General features: G+C 62.8%; 15 protein-coding genes. 14 read left to right on the top strand and 1 reads right to left on the bottom strand.

The window, feature by feature from the left end; translation table 11 throughout:
- The first annotated feature begins 16 nt into the window (after nt 1–16).
- From bchF to CKO11_RS02675, 14 genes are all read left to right on the top strand, one after another.
- The gene (gene bchF, locus CKO11_RS02740) at nt 17–544 is read left to right on the top strand and encodes a 2-vinyl bacteriochlorophyllide hydratase (RefSeq protein ID WP_223632610.1); all 528 of its coding nucleotides are present in this window, start codon (nt 17–19) and stop codon (nt 542–544) included.
- Entirely contained in the window at nt 541–1,818 is a 1,278-nt protein-coding gene (locus CKO11_RS02735; protein ID WP_223632608.1) for a ferredoxin:protochlorophyllide reductase (ATP-dependent) subunit N, read from the top strand. The genes bchF and CKO11_RS02735 overlap by 4 nt, the downstream gene beginning before the upstream one ends.
- Nucleotides 1,815–3,380 carry a ferredoxin:protochlorophyllide reductase (ATP-dependent) subunit B gene (bchB, locus tag CKO11_RS02730; RefSeq protein WP_223632606.1) on the top strand — a complete coding sequence of 522 codons (1,566 nt, stop codon included), beginning with the start codon at nt 1,815–1,817 and terminating at the stop codon, nt 3,378–3,380. Before CKO11_RS02735 ends, bchB begins: the two co-directional genes overlap by 4 nt.
- Before the next feature lie 4 nt (nt 3,381–3,384).
- Nucleotides 3,385–6,954 carry a magnesium chelatase subunit H gene (locus CKO11_RS02725; RefSeq protein WP_223632604.1) on the top strand — a complete coding sequence of 1,190 codons (3,570 nt, stop codon included), beginning with the start codon at nt 3,385–3,387 and terminating at the stop codon, nt 6,952–6,954.
- A gap of 28 nt (nt 6,955–6,982) precedes the next feature.
- A complete protein-coding gene (gene bchL, locus CKO11_RS02720; RefSeq protein WP_223632603.1) occupies nt 6,983–7,885 on the top strand; it encodes a ferredoxin:protochlorophyllide reductase (ATP-dependent) iron-sulfur ATP-binding protein in 903 nt (300 codons plus the stop codon).
- Nucleotide 7,886: 1 nt separating this feature from the next.
- Nucleotides 7,887–8,561: a magnesium protoporphyrin IX methyltransferase gene (gene bchM / locus CKO11_RS02715; RefSeq protein ID WP_223632601.1), complete on the top strand. Its 675-nt coding sequence runs from the start codon at nt 7,887–7,889 to the stop codon at nt 8,559–8,561.
- Nucleotides 8,558–9,991 carry a PucC family protein gene (locus CKO11_RS02710; RefSeq protein ID WP_223632598.1) on the top strand — a complete coding sequence of 478 codons (1,434 nt, stop codon included), beginning with the start codon at nt 8,558–8,560 and terminating at the stop codon, nt 9,989–9,991. The genes bchM and CKO11_RS02710 overlap by 4 nt, the downstream gene beginning before the upstream one ends.
- 15 nt (nt 9,992–10,006) lie before the next feature.
- Complete coding sequence (gene puhA / locus CKO11_RS02705) at nt 10,007–10,774, top strand: photosynthetic reaction center subunit H (protein WP_223632595.1); 768 nt, start codon at nt 10,007–10,009, stop codon at nt 10,772–10,774.
- Between the two features lie 68 nt (nt 10,775–10,842).
- Nucleotides 10,843–11,493: a photosynthetic complex putative assembly protein PuhB gene (gene puhB, locus CKO11_RS02700; RefSeq protein WP_223632592.1), complete on the top strand. Its 651-nt coding sequence runs from the start codon at nt 10,843–10,845 to the stop codon at nt 11,491–11,493.
- 12 nt (nt 11,494–11,505) lie between these two features.
- Nucleotides 11,506–11,979, top strand: a complete 474-nt coding sequence (gene puhC / locus CKO11_RS02695) for a photosynthetic complex assembly protein PuhC (protein ID WP_223632589.1) — start codon at nt 11,506–11,508, stop codon at nt 11,977–11,979.
- Between the two features lie 165 nt (nt 11,980–12,144).
- Nucleotides 12,145–13,041 (top strand): putative photosynthetic complex assembly protein PuhE, encoded by an 897-nt coding sequence (gene puhE / locus CKO11_RS02690; RefSeq protein ID WP_223632586.1) that lies wholly within the window; start codon nt 12,145–12,147, stop codon nt 13,039–13,041.
- A gap of 250 nt (nt 13,042–13,291) precedes the next feature.
- Nucleotides 13,292–13,798: a hypothetical protein gene (locus CKO11_RS02685; RefSeq protein ID WP_223632582.1), complete on the top strand. Its 507-nt coding sequence runs from the start codon at nt 13,292–13,294 to the stop codon at nt 13,796–13,798.
- Between the two features lie 23 nt (nt 13,799–13,821).
- Entirely contained in the window at nt 13,822–14,325 is a 504-nt protein-coding gene (locus CKO11_RS02680) for a NifB/NifX family molybdenum-iron cluster-binding protein (RefSeq protein ID WP_223632579.1), read from the top strand.
- 46 nt (nt 14,326–14,371) lie between these two features.
- Nucleotides 14,372–15,694 (top strand): ABC1 kinase family protein, encoded by a 1,323-nt coding sequence (locus CKO11_RS02675; RefSeq protein ID WP_223633055.1) that lies wholly within the window; start codon nt 14,372–14,374, stop codon nt 15,692–15,694.
- A 2-nt stretch (nt 15,695–15,696) separates the two neighbouring features.
- Here the strand turns inward: CKO11_RS02675 and CKO11_RS02670 are convergent, their stop codons facing one another.
- Nucleotides 15,697–16,392, bottom strand: a complete 696-nt coding sequence (locus tag CKO11_RS02670) for an SOS response-associated peptidase (protein ID WP_223632577.1) — start codon at nt 16,390–16,392, stop codon at nt 15,697–15,699.

Raw genomic sequence — 16,392 nt, 5'->3', positions numbered from 1 at the left:
AAGGCTGGCTGCCACTATGCCACACGCCCCCCGACAATCGTCGTCGAAGTCTTTGTATACGCCCGAAGAACGTGCACGAAGAGACGCTTCGCCCTGGACCATCGTGCAAGGAATCCTTGCGCCGCTGCAATTCTTTGCCTTCGCGGTTTCGCTGGTTTTGGTGGTGCGATTCTTGCTGACCGGGGACGGATACGAGGCAGCGACGATCTCGATCCTCGTCAAAACTCTGTTGCTTTACACGATCATGGTGACCGGCGCGATTTGGGAAAAGGTCGTCTTCGGCCAATACCTCTTCGCCCCCGCGTTCTTTTGGGAAGATGTCTTTTCCTTTGGCGTGATCGCGTTGCACACCGCCTATTTGTGGGCGCTGTTTACGAACCAAAGCGATGCCTTGCAGATGTATATCGCGCTGGCCGCTTACGGCACCTATGTCATCAACGCCGGACAGTTCCTGTGGAAACTGCGTCAGGCGCGTCTTCAATCGGCAAGTGAGTCGGCCTCTGGCTCTGCTTCCGACCTCGCAATGGAACGGGGGACGCCATGAGCCTCGATTCGCCGACGATGGGCTGCACCGACGCCCCGGTGCTGCATGAACGTGGCCAAAAGGCCGTTTTCTGTGGCTTGACCGGGATCGTCTGGCTGCACCGCAAAATGCAAGACGCGTTCTTCTTGGTGGTGGGCTCGCGCACCTGCGCGCACTTATTGCAAGCGGCTGCGGGCGTGATGATCTTTGCCGAACCGCGCTTTGGCACCGCCATCTTGGAAGAACAGGATCTGGCGGGCCTTGCCGATGCCAATGCCGAGCTGGACCGTGAAGTGGCGCGTCTTTTGGAACGCCGCCCGGATATTCGCCAATTGTTCCTTGTGGGCTCTTGCCCTTCGGAAGTGATCAAGCTCGACCTTGAACGCGCGGCAGAGCGGCTGAACACCCGCCACGCGCCGCATGTGCGGGTTTACTCCTATTCCGGCTCGGGCCTTGATACGACCTTCACCCAGGGCGAAGACACCTGCCTTGCCGCGATGGTGCCGACGCTTGCCGCTTCGGATGAAGAAGAGCTGATCGTCGTCGGCGCGCTGCCCGATGTGGTCGAGGATCAATGCGCCTCGCTTCTGTCTCAACTGGGCGTCGGCCCGGTGCGCATGCTGCCCGCGCGGCGCAAAGATGCGGCGCCCACCGTGGGGCCGAACACGCGCTTTATTCTCGCCCAGCCGTTCTTGGGCGACACGGCAGCGGCACTGGAACGCCGCGGCGCCAAACGCATCGTCGCCCCCTTCCCCTTTGGCGAAGAAGGCACGACCGCGTGGCTGAAGGCCGTGGCCGATACTTACGGTGTAAGCGCCGAGAAGTTTGAGGACGTGACCGCTGCGCCGCGTGCCCGTGCCAAGAAAGCACTTGCTGCGCATCAAGGCACGCTGGAGGGAAAATCGCTTTTCCTGTTTCCGGATAGCCAGTTGGAAATTCCGCTCGCGCGCTTCTTGGCGCGTGAATGCGGCATGGTCCCGACCGAGGTGGGCACGCCCTTCTTGCACCGTGCGATCATGGCGCCCGAGCTTGAGATGCTGCCGTCTTCAGCGCAGTTGAGCGAAGGCCAAGACCTCGAAGCCCAGCTTGACCGGCACGCGGCGATCAACCCCGACATCACCGTTTGCGGGCTGGGCCTTGCCAACCCGCTGGAGGCGAAGGGCCACACCACCAAGTGGGCGATCGAACTCGTCTTCACGCCGATCCATTTCTACGAACAGGCCGGCGATCTGGCCGGACTGTTCTCGCGCCCGCTGCGCCGTCGCGCGCTGCTGGCCGGGGAGACCACCGCATGAAACTGACGCTGTGGACATATGAAGGCCCGCCGCATGTCGGCGCGATGCGCGTTGCCACCTCGATGAAGGACATGCATCTTGTCCTGCACGGGCCGCAGGGCGACACCTATGCCGATCTGCTTTTCACCATGATCGAACGGCGCAATGCCCGCCCGCCGGTGGCCTTTTCCACCTTCCAAGCGGCGGATATGGGCGCCGATACAGGGCTGTTGCTCAAGGAAACGATCCAGAAAACGCATGAGCGGTTCCAGCCACAGGCGATGGCCGTTGCGCTGACCTGCACGGCAGAGTTGCTGCAAGACGACCCCGAAGGGATTTCGCGCGCGCTTAACCTACCCATCCCGGTGGTGCCACTGGAACTGCCCTCCTATTCGCGCAAAGAAAACTTCGGCGCGGATGAGACGTTCCGGGCGCTGGTGCGCGCGCTTGCCAAACCGATGGAGCGCACGCCTGAGATTAGCTGCAACATCCTTGGCGCCACTGCGCTTGGCTTCCGCCACCGCGATGACGTGGTCGAGGTGACAAAGCTTCTGGAAGGCATGGGCGTGAAGGTCAATGTGATCGCGCCGCTGAACGCAACGCCCGATGATCTGCGCAAGCTGGGCCAAGCCCATTTCAACGTGCTGCTTTATCCCGAAACCGGGGAAAGCGCCGCGCGGCATCTCGAACGCACCTGCAAACAGCCCTACACCAAGGTTGTGCCGATGGGTGTGGGCGCGACCCGCGATTTTCTGGCCGAGGTCAGCAAGATCACCGGGCTTCCGGTCAAAGCCGATGAAAGCACCCTGCGCCAACCGTGGTGGAGCGCCTCGGTCGACTCTACTTACCTCACCGGCAAGCGGGTTTTCCTGTTTGGCGACGGCACCCATGTGATCGCCGCCGCACGGATCGCCGCAAAGGAAGTGGGTTTCGAGGTTGTCGGCATGGGCTGCTATAACCGCGAACAAGCCCGCGCGCTGCGCGCCGCTGCCGCGGAATTTGGCGTCGAGCCGCTGATCACCGATGACTATCTGGAAGTCGAAAAAGCGATCGAAGCGGCAGCGCCGGAACTGATCCTTGGCACCCAGATGGAACGCAATATCGGCAAGAAGCTGGGCATCCCCTGCGCGGTGATCTCGGCCCCGGTCCACGTCCAAGACTTCCCGGCTCGCTATGCCCCCGTGATGGGCTTTGAGGGCGCGAACGTGCTCTTTGATAGCTGGATCCATCCGCTGGTGATGGGGCTTGAAGAGCACCTGCTGACGATGTTCCGCGAAGACTTTGAATTCCACGACGCTGCCGGGGCCAGCCATCATGGCGGCCAGCACGTCGAGCGGGCAGAAACGCCCGAACCGGCCGCCGCTGCGGCCCCTCAAACGCAAGTCGACACCCCGGCCGTGCCGGTGGTCGAACCCTCGGGCGAAATCCGCTGGATGCCCGAGGCCGAGCGCGAGCTGAAAAAGATCCCGTTCTTCGTGCGGGGCAAAGCGAAGCGCAACACAGAACTTTTTGCCGCGCATAAAGGTGTGCGCGACATCACCGTCGAAACTCTCTACGAGGCCAAGGCCCACTATGCACGATGAGTCGATGAGCGGAACCATGCCGCTGCCGCCGCACCGTCCGGGCGGCTATAATGTCGTTATCGTCACGCTGGATGCGCATGCTGCGGGTCCCGCCGCGCGCGCGCTGCCGCGTCTGCGCCACGATTTCCCCGATCTTCACATCACCGTCCACGCCGCTGCCGAATGGGCGGAAAACCCGGCCAAGCTGGCGGCCGCCAAGGCGGCGGTGCTGGAAGCCAATATCGTCGTGGCGAACCTGCTTTTCATCGACGAGCATCTGCAGTCGATCCTGCCCGAGATGACCGCTGTGCGCGATCGTCTGGATGCCTTTGTCGGCATGGTTGCCGATCCGCAGATCGTGCGCCTGACGAAGATGGGCGATCTGGATATGACCAAGCCCACCTCGGGGCCGATGGCGCTTTTGAAAAAGCTGCGCGGCAAATCCGAGGCGAATGGCGGCTCTGCCGAAAAGCAGATGTCGATGCTGCGCCGCATCCCGAAGATGCTGAAGTTCATCCCAGGCAAGGCGCAAGACCTGCGCGCCTGGTTCTTGTGCATGCAGTATTGGCTGGGCGGTTCGGAAGACAACATCGAATCCATGGTGCGCTACCTTGTCAGCCGCTATTCTGACAATGTGGATTGGCGCGGTGTGAAGGCCCCGGCCCCGGTCGATTACCCAGAGGTCGGTCTTTATCACCCCGATATGGAAGGGCGCATCACCACCGATCCCGCCAAGCTGCCGCAGCCGGAAAACCCGGTCGCCACCGTTGGCGTGCTGATGCTGCGCAGCTACATTCTGGCTAAGGACACCGCGCATTACGATGCCGTCATTCGCGGCCTGCAAGCCAAGGGGCTGGCGGTGCTGCCTGCCTTTGCCGGCGGCCTTGACGGGCGCCCGGCGATTGACGAATTCCTCAAGGGCAAGGTCGATACGCTTCTGTCGCTGTCGGGCTTCTCGCTTGTGGGCGGCCCGGCCTATAATGACAGCGATGCCGCCGTCGAAACGCTCAGCGCGCTTGATGTGCCCTATGTCACGGCGCAACCGCTCGAATTCCAGACATTGGGCCAATGGCGGGCCTCGGGTGGCGGGCTTGGCCCGGTGGAAACCACCATGCTGATCGCCCTGCCCGAAATCGACGGGGCCACCAACCCGACCGTGTTCGGCGGTCGCCATGACCCGGCAGGCTGCGTGACCTGCCCGCGTGCGTGCAAACCCGATCCGGAGGCCGAAAGCCATGCCATGGCCGCCTGCCCCGAACGGGTGGAAACGCTGGTCGACAAGATCCTGCGTCTGGCGAAACTGCGCCGGTCCGAAGTGGCCAAGCGCAAGGTTGGCATCGTGCTTTACGGCTTCCCGCCGAATGCAGGGGCCGCCGGGACAGCCGCTTACCTGAGCGTGTTTGAAAGCCTTTTCAACATGCTGCATGCGATGAAGGCCGAAGGCTATGAGATGGGCGAACTGCCCGCCTCGGTCGATGATCTGCGTGCCGCCGTTCTGTGCGGCCCCGAGGCCACGCATGGCCAACCCGCGCAAATCGCTGCGCGTCTGCCCGCTGCCGAAGTGGTCGCACGCACCAAATGGCTAAAGGATATCGAAGCCGTTTGGGGCGCCGCGCCGGGCAAACACCAAACCGATGGGCGCGATCTGTTCGTTTTGGGGCGCCAGTTCGGCAATGTCTTTGTCGGGCTTCAGCCGGTCTTCGGCTATGAAGGCGACCCGATGCGGCTGCTCTTTGAAAAGGGCTTTGCGCCGACCCATGCCTTTGCCGCCTTCTACCGCTGGCTGCGCGAAGATTTCGAAGCCGATACGCTGTTGCATTTCGGCATGCATGGCGCGCTTGAATTCATGCCGGGCAAACAAGCCGGTATGTGTGAGGAATGCTGGCCCGACCGGATGATCGGCAACCTGCCGAACGTCTACCTTTACGCAGCCAACAACCCCTCGGAAGCGACCTTGGCGAAGCGCCGTTCCAATGCGGTGATCGTGTCCCACCTGACGCCGCCGTTGGCACAATCGGGCCTTTACAAGGGTCTGAGCGAACTTAAGGAAAGCCTTGGCCGTCTGCGCGCCCTGCCGCCCGACTCGCCCGATGCGGAAGATCTGGCCGAATTGGTGCGCGAACAGGCCAAGGGCGTCGATATGGATGCCTCGGACCTGTCCACGCTTTGGGAAAAGCTGCTTGAGACCGAAGGCGCGCTGATCACCGAAGGTTTGCACGTTCTGGGCAAACCGATGACAGCCGAAGCCCGTGCCGATATGCTGGAGCTGATGCCCGAAACCGCTGACCGCGACCGGGCCGACAAGCTTTTGCAAGAAGAGCATGAGATCAAGGCGCTTTTGCGCGCGCTTGGCGGGCGTTACATCGCACCTGTGCCGGGCGGCGATCTTGTGCGCGCGCCCGAAATCCTGCCGACGGGGCGCAACATCCATGCCTTTGACCCGTTCCGCATGCCCACGGCCTTTGCCCTGCGCGATGGGGCGGCGCAAGCGGCGCGGCTTCTGGCCACCCACCCCACCCTGCCGCGTTCGATTGCGCTGGTGCTGTGGGGCTCGGACAATATCAAATCCGATGGGGGCCCGATCTCGCAAGCGCTCGCGCTGATGGGGGCACGGCCCCGGTTCGACACCTATGGCCGTCTGGCCGGTGCCGAGCTTATTCCGCTGTCGGAACTGGGGCGGCCGCGCATCGACGTGGTGATGACCCTTTCGGGCATCTTCCGCGACCTGCTGCCGTTGCAAACCAAGCTTCTGGCCGAAGCCGCCTATCTGTGCGCCAGCGCCGAAGACGAACCGCTCGCGCAGAACTTCATCCGCGCACATGTGTTGGCCACGATGGAAGACACGGGGATGGATTTCGAAACGGCGGCGCTGCGCGTCTTTTCGAATGCCGAAGGCGCCTATGGGTCGAACGTCAACACGATGGTCGGCTCGGCGGGCTTTGGCGACGAGGACGAGCTGGCCGATGCCTACGAGTCGCGCAAATCCTTTGCCTATGGCCGCGATGGCAAGTCCACCAAACAGGTGAACCTGTTGCAAAACGTGCTGGGCAAGGTCGATCTGGCCTATCAGAACCTCGAATCCGTGGAACTGGGGGTGACCACCGTCGACCACTATTTCGACACGTTGGGCGGCATTGCCCGCGCCACCAAACGCGCGCAGGGCGGCAAGGATACGGCGGTTTACATCGGCGACCAAACCCGCGGTGCGGGCACGGTGCGCACGCTGCAAGACCAAGTGGCCTTGGAAACCCGCGCCCGCTCCCTGAACCCGAAGTTCTACGAAGGCCTGCTCAAGCACGGGGCCGAGGGCGTGCGCCAGATCGAGGCGCAGGTGACCAACACGCTTGGCTGGTCGGCCACCACCGGTCAGGTCGATCCGTGGGTCTATCAACGGCTTTCGGAAACCTTTGTTCTGGACGAGGAAATGCGCAAGCGCCTCGCCGATCTGAACTCTGCCGCCTCAAGCCGGATGGCGCAGCGGCTCTTGGAGGCCTCGGACCGCAACTACTGGCAACCCGATCCCGAAACCCTCGCCGCGCTGCAAGCTGCCGCCGACGAGTTGGAAGACCGGATGGAAGGCGTGGCGGCCGAGTGACATGGAAGACTACGAAAAGGAGGGCCGCATGAGCCCGCGCGACGACATTCCCGACCTGCAAGGCCTTGATGGCGAAGGCTCCGTGCAGGTGCATGAAAACGAAAACCTCGATGTTGGCGGCGCGAAGGTCTTTTCGGTCTATGGCAAGGGGGGGATCGGCAAATCGACGACCTCTTCGAACCTTTCCGCCGCCTTCTCGCTTTTGGGCAAGCGGGTGCTGCAAATCGGCTGCGACCCGAAGCATGACAGCACCTTCACCCTGACCGGCCGGTTGCAAGAAACGGTGATCGACATCCTCAAATCGGTGAACTTCCACCCCGAGGAATTGCGCCCCGAAGACTTCGTGACCGAGGGCTTCAACGGCGTGATGTGCGTCGAGGCGGGCGGCCCGCCCGCAGGCACCGGCTGTGGCGGCTATGTTGTTGGCCAGACAGTGAAATTGCTGCGCCAACACCACATGCTGGAAGACACTGACGTGGTCGTGTTCGACGTGTTGGGCGATGTGGTGTGCGGCGGCTTTGCCGCGCCTTTGCAACACGCCGACCGCGCGCTGATCGTGACCGCCAACGACTTTGACAGCATCTATGCGATGAACCGCATCATCGCCGCCGTGCAGGCGAAATCGGTCAACTACAAGGTGCGGCTTGCGGGCTGTGTGGCCAACCGCTCGCGCGAAACGAACGAGGTGGACCGCTACTGCGAGGCGGCGAACTTCAAACGCATCGCGCATATGCCCGATCTCGACAGCATCCGCCGCTCGCGTCTGAAAAAGCGCACGCTTTTCGAGATGGATGACGCCGAAGACGTGGTGCAGGCCCGCGCCGAATATATCCGCCTTGCGGAAACGCTTTTGCGCTCGGTCGATGAGCCGGGCCTGACGCCCGAGCCGCTTTCGGATCGGCACATCTTCGAACTGCTGGGGTTTGATTGATATGGCCAATGACTATGTAGCCATTCGCGACCGCGTCGAACACTATTTCGACCGCACCGCGACCCGCGCCTGGGAACGGCTGACCCAATCGGATGCGAAAATCTCTAAGGTCCGCCAAACGGTTCGCGAGGGCCGCGACCAGATGCGCGCGATCATGCTGTCGCGTCTGCCTGAAGACCTGACGGGGTGCCGTGTGCTGGATGCGGGCTGCGGCACCGGGCTGATGACGGCAGAGCTTGCCAAACGCGGGGCCGAGGTTCTGGCGGTGGATATCTCGCCGCAGCTCATTTCGGTCGCGCAAGATCGGCTTGATCCGGCGCTACGCGAAAAGGTCACCTTCATGGCGGGCGACATGACCGATCCGGCGCTTGGCCAGTTCGATTATGTCATCGCGATGGACAGCCTGATCTATTACCGCGCCGATGACATCGGCAAGATCCTGACCAATCTGGGCGCGCGCACCCATAGCGCGATCGTTTTTACCGTGGCCCCGAAAACGCCGTTCCTGATGGCGTTCTGGGGGGTGGGCAAGCTGTTCCCGCGGTCCAACCGTTCGCCGGTGATGATCCCGCATGCACTTGAAAAGCTGCAAAAACATGTGGGGGGCTGGCTGCTGCGCATCGATCGCGTGGCGGTGGGCTTTTACATCTCCGAATGTCTGGAGTATCGGCCATGATCCTGTCTCGCCGCATGTTGGCGTCGCTGGCGCATACTTGGATGCCCTTTGCCGAGGCCGCATCTAAGGAATTGCCGCTGCGCCAACTCATGCGGCTGTCGCTGTTTCAGATTTCGGTCGGGATGGCGCAGGTTCTGCTTTTGGGCACGCTGAACCGGGTGATGATCGTCGAGATGAGCGTTCCGGCGCTTGTCGTTGCGGCGATGATCTCGATCCCGGTTCTGGTGGCCCCTTTCCGGGCGGTGCTGGGGCACCGATCGGACACCTACCGCTCCGCCATCGGCTGGAAACGGATCCCCTACCTGTGGTTTGGCTCGCTGTGGCAGATGGGCGGCTTGGCGCTGATGCCATTTGCGCTGATTCTTTTGTCGGGCGATCAGATCATGGGCCCCGATTGGGCCGGTGAAGTGTTTGCCGGGATCGCCTTCTTGATGGCCGGTCTGGGCATGCATATGACCCAAACGGCGGGGCTTGCCTTGGCCGCCGACCGCGCGACCGAGGAAACCCGGCCCCGCGTCGTGGCGCTGCTTTACGTCATGTTCCTTGTCGGCATGGGAATCTCTGCGCTCGTCGTGGGGTTCTTTTTGCGCGATTTCGACCAGATCACGCTTATTCGTGTGGTGCAGGCCTGCGGCGCAATGACGCTGGTGCTGAACGTGGTCGCACTTTGGAAACAAGAGGTCATACGCCCTATGACAAAGGCCGAAAGGGAGGCGCCGCGCCAAACTTTCCGCGAAGCATGGGGCCTTTTGGCCGCCGAACCGGGGGCGATGCGGCTTCTTGCCGTGGTGATGATCGGGACACTTGGGTTCAATATGCAAGATGTGCTGCTCGAACCCTATGGTGGACAGGTGTTGAAACTGCCCGTGAGCATGACGACTTTGCTCACCGCAAGCTGGAGCTTCGGTGCGCTCGTCGGCTTTATCTGGGCCGCGCGGCGGCTCGCGCAGGGCGCTACGGCGCACCGGCTGGCCGCGCGTGGCATTTTGATCGGCATCGTGGCCTTTACCGCGGTGCTGCTTTCGGCGTTGTTTGACAGCAAAATCCTGTTCTTCGTCGCCGCCCTTGGCATCGGCCTTGGCAGCGGCACATTTGGCATTGCCACGTTGACCGTGGCGATGATGGTGATCGTGCGGGGTGCTTCGGGCATCGCGCTCGGCGCCTGGGGCGCAGCGCAGGCCACGGCGGCGGGGCTTGCGGTGTTTTTTGGCGGGGCGCTGCGCGACCTCGTGGCGCACGCCGTCGAAACGGGCAGCCTCGGGGCCCTGTCGGACCCCGCGCTCGGCTATTCGGTGGTCTATGTCACCGAAATCGGACTTCTCTTCACTACTCTTGCCGTGCTCGGGCCGTTGGCCCGCCCCGGCAGCCTGTTCCCCAAGAAACCGGAGACCGGCAAGGCACGGATCGGCCTTTCCGAATTTCCAACCTGACAAAGGAGGACCATCATGGTCGGTCACAATTTCTTCGGAGATTTCGATCTCGCCAGTCTCGCGATCTGGTCGTTCTGGGCGTTCCTCGCCTATCTGATCTACTACCTCCAGACCGAAAACATGCGCGAAGGCTACCCGCTTGAAAATGACGACGGCGGTGTGTCTGTGAACCAAGGGCCGTTCCCGGTTCCGTCGCCGAAAACCTTCCTGCTCGCGGATGGCACCAGCGTGACCGTGCCGTCGGTGGAGAACGAAGAATTCCACCGTCGCACCGATCTGGCGCTGGAACGCACCTCGGCCAACGAAGGCTATCCGTTCCGCCCGACCGGCGACCCGATGAAAGACGGCGTTGGCCCGGCTTCGTGGGTTCCGCGTCGTGACGAGCCGGAAATGGACGCGCATGGCGAGCCGAAAATCAAGCCGATGCGCAATGTCGAGGCCATGGTCGTTTCGGCCGGTCGCGACCCGCGCGGCATGCCGGTGCAAGCGGGCGATACCGAGGTGGTCGGCAAGGTGGTCGACATGTGGGTGGACGTGCCGGAACAACTGGGTCGTTACCTGGAGATCGAACTGAACTCGGGCAAGAAAAAGCTGATCCCGATGACGCTGCTGCGCATCTGGTCGGACCGTGTCCGCGTCAATGCGATCACTTCGGACCTCTTCGACGACATCCCGGACGTGAAATCGTTCGATCAGGTGACCAAGCTCGAAGAAGAGAAGATCTGCGCCTATGTGGCCGGTGGCTACATGTATGCGACGGGCCGCAAACCCTTCGCGATCTAAAAGGCGTGACTACGGGAACGGCGCGCGCCCGCGCCGTTCCGCCAGACTACTGAGACGGAGGGTCTGAGATGTCAGACCATGATTTCGACTTTGAACCCCAGCCGGGGATCCCTGCCCCTCTGCCCGAGGGCGAGGAAATCCTGTGGCAGGGCAGCCCAGATATGTGGGCGCTGGCCCGGGAGGCGTTCAAGATTCGCTGGCTCACCGGCTATATGGTGTTGCTCGCCTTTTGGCGGGGCTATGTGATCTGGTCGGAAAGCGGGCTGGCGATGGCGCTGCCCACGCTGGTGCTTTACCTCATCTTCGCGCTCGGAACCTATTTGCTGCTGCTTTTGCTGGCCTATGTGCAAAGCCGCGCGACGATTTACACGCTCACCTCCGCACGCGCGATCTTGCGCGTCGGCGCTGCGTTGCAGGTGACGTTTACTGTGCCCTACAAGGTCATCGAAGTGGCCGCGCTGGGGCTGAACAAACGCTCGAAAAAGGGCATCGGCACGCTGGCACTGCAAGTGCCCGAAGATATGCGTCTGTCCTATACCGTGCTGTGGCCCTCGGCCCGGCCGTGGCATATTCGCAAGCCCCAGCCCGCCTTCCGCTGCATTCCCGAGGCCGAAAAGGTCGCCCGCATTCTGGCCGAGGCCGCGCAGGCGAAACTGAACGAGCCGGAATTTTCCGCCAAGCCCGAGGCCGGTGCCTCTGGTCTTGTGCCCGCGCAATAAGGGGGACCGAGCATGCCGCAACATCCCGCTGCCGCCCCGCGTGCGCCCAAGAAAGCGCCGGAGAAGGAACTGATCCCGCTTGCCATGGTGCGCGCGATGATCGGTGTCGCGCTTCTGTCGCTGGCGATCGTGGCCTATTCGGTGCTGACGGACCGGCCCCATGTGGGCGTGCCCGAAACGGGCACCGTCTTAGCCGAACGCGCGGTGATCTTGGAAAATGTCGACGCCCAGCATGTGATCGTGCGCAATGCCGATGGGTCGGTGTTGGTTGACCTGCCCGATGGCGGCTTTGTCAACGTGGTGGGCGCCGCCTTGGCGCGGACCCGCGAAGTGCATCGGATCGCCGGCAATCCGCCGGTGAATATCGTGCGCTATGACAATGGCCGCCTCACCCTTGAAGACCCGACAACCGATTGGTCGGCGGAGCTTTATGCCTTTGGCGTAGACAGCAAGGCCGCGTTCGAGCGCTTGCTTGACATGAAATGAAGGGGGCCGAGATGGCCAATGCAGGTTCCTCTCGGCTTTCCGCCTGCCGCGCCGCCGCCTTGGCCGCGCGCGGGCAAAAGGGTACCGCCCCCGAGGCGGTTTGGATCGGGGTGATGGGCGCGTCCCCCGGTCCCGCGCGGCGCCCCCTTCACGGGGGTGCCGCGCATGACTAATCCGTGGCTTGTGACGCTTTCGACGGTGTTCATCTGGTGGTTTTCCACCGGCGCGATTCTGTGGCGCGTGCGCCGGGCCGATCTGGCCGGGCGCGGCGCGCATCAGGTATCCGTCGTGCTGGGGCTGCCGCTTTTGGCGCTTGGCTTTGTTTATCTGCACCGCTCTGCGGGCGATACCACGGTGCAAGGCGCGCATATCGCCTTTCTTTCGGCGCTGTCGATCTGGGGCTGGTTTGAACTGGCCTTCCTGTCGGGCGTGGTCGCGGGCCCCAACCGCACGCATTGCCCGCCCACCGCCACGATGTATGAGCGGTTCTTGCGCGCCACCGGCACGATCTTGTGGCACGAGCTGGCCTTGCTGGCGGCGATGATCGCTTGCACCCTGATCGTGGCCGACAGCGCCAATCGCATCGGTTTGATGACCTTTGCCATCCTGTATGTGGCGCGGATTTCGGCCAAGCTGAACCTGTTTTTGGGCGTGCCGCGGATCAATGTGCAGTTCCTGCCCTCGCCGCTGGCCCATCTGGCCAGCCATTTCAAGATCGCGCGGATGAACTTTCTGTTTCCCGCATCGGTCACGGTGCTGACCTTTGCGTCGGGCTGCTTCATGGAACGTGCGATCACGGCGGAAAGTGATGGCGCTTTCATTGGCCATGTGCTGATGGCGGTGCTGACACTGCTGGCGCTTTTGGAGCATTGGTTCATGGTGCTGCCGCTGCCCGATCAAAAGCTGTGGACTTGGATGCTGCCCACCGCCGTGACCGAGCGGAATCGCGCCCGCGCCCGGGCAGCACGCCGGGCCGAACGGTCGAAATCGGACCCGCTGCCGAGCACCATTGCCAGCGCGACGACGGTGCCGATGCTGCCGCGCGGACGCGGCGCGAAGTAAGCCTTTCTCTGCCGTCTAGGGGCTTGTCTGACGGGCACGGGAACGTGAACGGATCGGTCCGAAACGTCGCATCTGTTACGTGATAAGATCACAGACGCTTGGCGCCCCCACGGGGCATGGTCGCAGCGTCTGACCGGCTGGCTTCCCCCGAATGAGTCGTCCGAAATCAGACTCCCCCAACTCGGTCCCGGGCCCGCACCGCAGGCGGTGCCCGGACCGATCCTTTTTACAACCCTGTCTTGAGGAACCGATGATGCACGCGAAAAACCTGCTCCTTGCGCTCCTGATTGTGGTGCCTGCCGCCACCGCCACCCCGGCCCTGGCCGAACGCCGCGATCTGACCGCGACCTGCTATGCCGAGGCCACCACCGAGGCCGAAAAGCTGGCCTGCATCGGGCTGACCTCGACCGATTGCCGCAAACGCAAGCGCAACCCGCAAGTCACCGATCTGGCGATGTGCATGAACAAGGAAATCAGCTGGTGGCGCGCCAAGCTCGCCGATGCCGAAGAGGCGATGCGCATTCGCGCAGAGGAACGCGACAAACCCTATGCCCGGCAAATTGCCGAAGGCGCGGCCAAGATGACCGATGATCTGGATCTGATGATGGCGTCTTGGAACAAATGGGAACAGATGCGCTGCAACTTTGAATCGATGTTCTACCGGTCTTCCCCGCGCCGGATGCTGCATGCGCAGGAATGCCACCTGACCGAAACCGCCAAACAGGCGATCTTGCTTGAAACCTCTGCGGCGCGCTGAGCCGCTTTCCAAGGACCTTCCCCATGCGTATTGCCGTTGCTTCGCAAAACTTCCGCACCATCACCGGCCACGCCGGAAAAACCCGCCGCTTTCTTGTTTATGAGGCCGCGCCGGGGCAGGATATCAAAGAGGTGGAGCGCTTCGACCTGCCCAAGGATATGTCGATGCATGAATTCCATGGCGAGGGGCCGCATCCGCTGTTCACCGTTAAGGCGGTGATTGCGGGCTCGGCCGGTGCGGGGTTCCAACGGCGGCTTGCGTCGCATGGGGTGCTTGCGGTGACGACCGAGGAAACCGATCCCGTCACCGCGGTGGCTGCGCTGATCGATGGGCTGGCACAGGCGCGCGCCAATCCGCCGATGCCCGATCTGCATGCGCAGGCGCCCGGCCATCATCACGGGCACGGCCATGCGCATGGGCACGATCATGGCGCGGGGGGATGTGGCTGCGGTCACGACCATGACGACGACCATCACCACGACCATGGGCATGGTCACGGCCATGGCGGGTGCTCTTGCAGTGAGTGAACCCCAAACCTATCTGAGCCAAGCAGCAATCTCCGAAGGAACCCCGATGACCGAGCGCAAGTTCGAAACCAAGGCTCTTGCCGTGCCCTCTTCGCGCTTGTCGCGTTTTGCCAAGCTAAGCGGTCTTGGGGCCACTTTGGCCGGCAGCGTCGCCACCGAAGGCGCCAAGCATCTGGCGCGCGGGCAACGCCCGAATATGGGCGAATTGCTGATGACGCCAGCCAATGCGCGCAAGGTCGCCGATAAGCTGGCGCAGATGCGCGGCGCGGCGATGAAGGTCGGCCAGTTGATGTCGATGGATGCGGGCGACATGCTGCCGCCCGAATTGGCCGACATCATGGCGCGGCTGCGCGCCGAGGCGCATCACATGCCCGGCCCGCAATTGAAAAAGGTGCTGACCAGCGCTTGGGGGCCCGATTGGCTCAAACGCTTCAAGAAATTCGAGGTGCGCCCGCTGGCCGCCGCGTCAATCGGGCAGGTGCACCGCGCGCAAACCCGCGACGGGCGCGATCTGGCGATCAAGGTGCAATATCCCGGCGTGCGCCGCTCGATCGACAGCGATGTGGACAATGTGGCCGGGCTGATGCGGTTTGCCGGGCTGGTGCCCAAAGGGCTTGATATCACACCGATGATGCTTGAGGCGAAACGTCAGCTTCACGAAGAAGCCGATTACGAGCGCGAGGGCGAATATCTTGACCTTTTCGGCAAGCTTTTGGCGGATCGGCCCGAGTTTCAGGTGCCCGAACTGCATGCCGATTTCACCACCCGCGAAGTGCTGGCGATGAGCTTCATCGACGGCAAGCCGATCGAGGTGCTGGAAGACGCCCCGCAAGAGGAACGCGACCGGGTCATGCAGCTCATCATCGAGTTGATCTTTGACGAATTGTTCGTGTTCCGGCTGATGCAAACCGATCCGAACTTTGCCAATTTCCGCTACACCCCGGAAACGGGCCGGATCATCTTGCTTGATTTCGGGGCGACGCGCGCCTTCGGCGAAGACTTTGCGGAACGCTACCGCACGCTGTTGCGCGCGGGTCTGGCCGATGACCATGATGGCATCCGCGCCGCCGCGCGCGAGATCGGCTTCTTGTCGGAAGACATGCCCGCCGAGATGGAAGATCAGATGCTATCGATGTTCCTGATGTCGCTCGAACCGCTGCGCTATGAAGGTAAGTTCGACTTTGGCGCCAATGATCTGGCGCTGCGGATGCGCGATGCGGGCATGGCAATGTCGGAACAACGCGAACATATGCGCATTCCGCCGATGGATACGCTGTTTTTGCAGCGCAAATTCGGCGGGGTCTACCTGTTGGCGACCAAGATGCGCGCCCGGATCGATCTGCGCGCGCTGATCGAAAAACACATCTGAAGCTAGAGGGGCGCGATCAACTCGGGCCCCTCGTTCGTGACCGCGCCCACCGCCGGGCCGACCTTGTGCCAGGCCAGCTTTTGCATCGGCAGGCGTGGCAAATCCTCGGGCGCGCGGCCATCCAGCCAATCCGTGGCGGCCTCAGGGTCCAAAAGCACTGGCATGCGGTGATGGATCGCGTCAAAGGGGGCGCGCGCCGGTTCGGTGATGACCGCACAGGTCGGGCCGGTGAAATCGGGCAGCCGCACCGTGGTGTAAAGCCCCGCCATCAATAAGGCGGGCGCATTGCCCGCTGGATGGATATAATAGGGCTGCTTTGGGCCCCTGCCCCCGGTCGCGGCCCCGGTCTTTGCCAAGCCCTCCGCCCCCGACCATTCGTAATAGCCCGCAAAGGGCACAACGCAGCGCCCGTTTGTCACCGCCTCCCGAAAGCTGGGCGCGCGGGCCATGGTTTCGATCCGGGCGTTGAAGGTGGCAGCCTTCCAATCGGCCAGCGGGCCTTGATGCCAACGCGGCACCAGCCCCCAGCGCGCAAACGCGCCGCCCAAAGGCGCGCGCCCGCGCCCGATGATCGGCACCTGCGCGGTGGGGGGCACGTTGTAATATTGCCCGATCTCAACCTGGGCGGGGGTCAGCCCGCGCATCCAGCCGACCAGTTCGGCCCAAGTCAGCCCCGCGTGATTGCCCCGCCCGCACAT

Origin of the sequence: Rhodobacter sp. TJ_12, assembly GCF_020023995.1 — a bacterium.
Classification (GTDB): domain Bacteria; phylum Pseudomonadota; class Alphaproteobacteria; order Rhodobacterales; family Rhodobacteraceae; genus Rhodobacter.
This window is presented reverse-complemented; position numbering and strand designations above follow the sequence as displayed.

Excerpts from the sequence above, each read along its gene's own strand:
- CKO11_RS02685 (WP_223632582.1), top strand. The coding sequence starts at position 13,292 with ATGATGCACGCGAAAAACCTGCTCCTTGCGCTCCTGATTGTGGTGCCT.
- bchB (WP_223632606.1), top strand. The coding sequence starts at position 1,815 with ATGAAACTGACGCTGTGGACATATGAAGGCCCGCCGCATGTCGGCGCG.
- puhE (WP_223632586.1), top strand. The coding sequence starts at position 12,145 with ATGACTAATCCGTGGCTTGTGACGCTTTCGACGGTGTTCATCTGGTGG.
- CKO11_RS02675 (WP_223633055.1), top strand. The coding sequence starts at position 14,372 with ATGACCGAGCGCAAGTTCGAAACCAAGGCTCTTGCCGTGCCCTCTTCG.
- bchL (WP_223632603.1), top strand. The coding sequence starts at position 6,983 with ATGAGCCCGCGCGACGACATTCCCGACCTGCAAGGCCTTGATGGCGAA.
- bchF (WP_223632610.1), top strand. The coding sequence starts at position 17 with ATGCCACACGCCCCCCGACAATCGTCGTCGAAGTCTTTGTATACGCCC.
- CKO11_RS02725 (WP_223632604.1), top strand. The coding sequence starts at position 3,385 with ATGAGCGGAACCATGCCGCTGCCGCCGCACCGTCCGGGCGGCTATAAT.
- CKO11_RS02735 (WP_223632608.1), top strand. The coding sequence starts at position 541 with ATGAGCCTCGATTCGCCGACGATGGGCTGCACCGACGCCCCGGTGCTG.
- puhA (WP_223632595.1), top strand. The coding sequence starts at position 10,007 with ATGGTCGGTCACAATTTCTTCGGAGATTTCGATCTCGCCAGTCTCGCG.
- bchM (WP_223632601.1), top strand. The coding sequence starts at position 7,887 with ATGGCCAATGACTATGTAGCCATTCGCGACCGCGTCGAACACTATTTC.
- CKO11_RS02710 (WP_223632598.1), top strand. The coding sequence starts at position 8,558 with ATGATCCTGTCTCGCCGCATGTTGGCGTCGCTGGCGCATACTTGGATG.
- CKO11_RS02680 (WP_223632579.1), top strand. The coding sequence starts at position 13,822 with ATGCGTATTGCCGTTGCTTCGCAAAACTTCCGCACCATCACCGGCCAC.
- puhC (WP_223632589.1), top strand. The coding sequence starts at position 11,506 with ATGCCGCAACATCCCGCTGCCGCCCCGCGTGCGCCCAAGAAAGCGCCG.
- puhB (WP_223632592.1), top strand. The coding sequence starts at position 10,843 with ATGTCAGACCATGATTTCGACTTTGAACCCCAGCCGGGGATCCCTGCC.
- CKO11_RS02670 (WP_223632577.1), bottom strand. The coding sequence starts at position 16,392 with ATGTGCGGGCGGGGCAATCACGCGGGGCTGACTTGGGCCGAACTGGTC.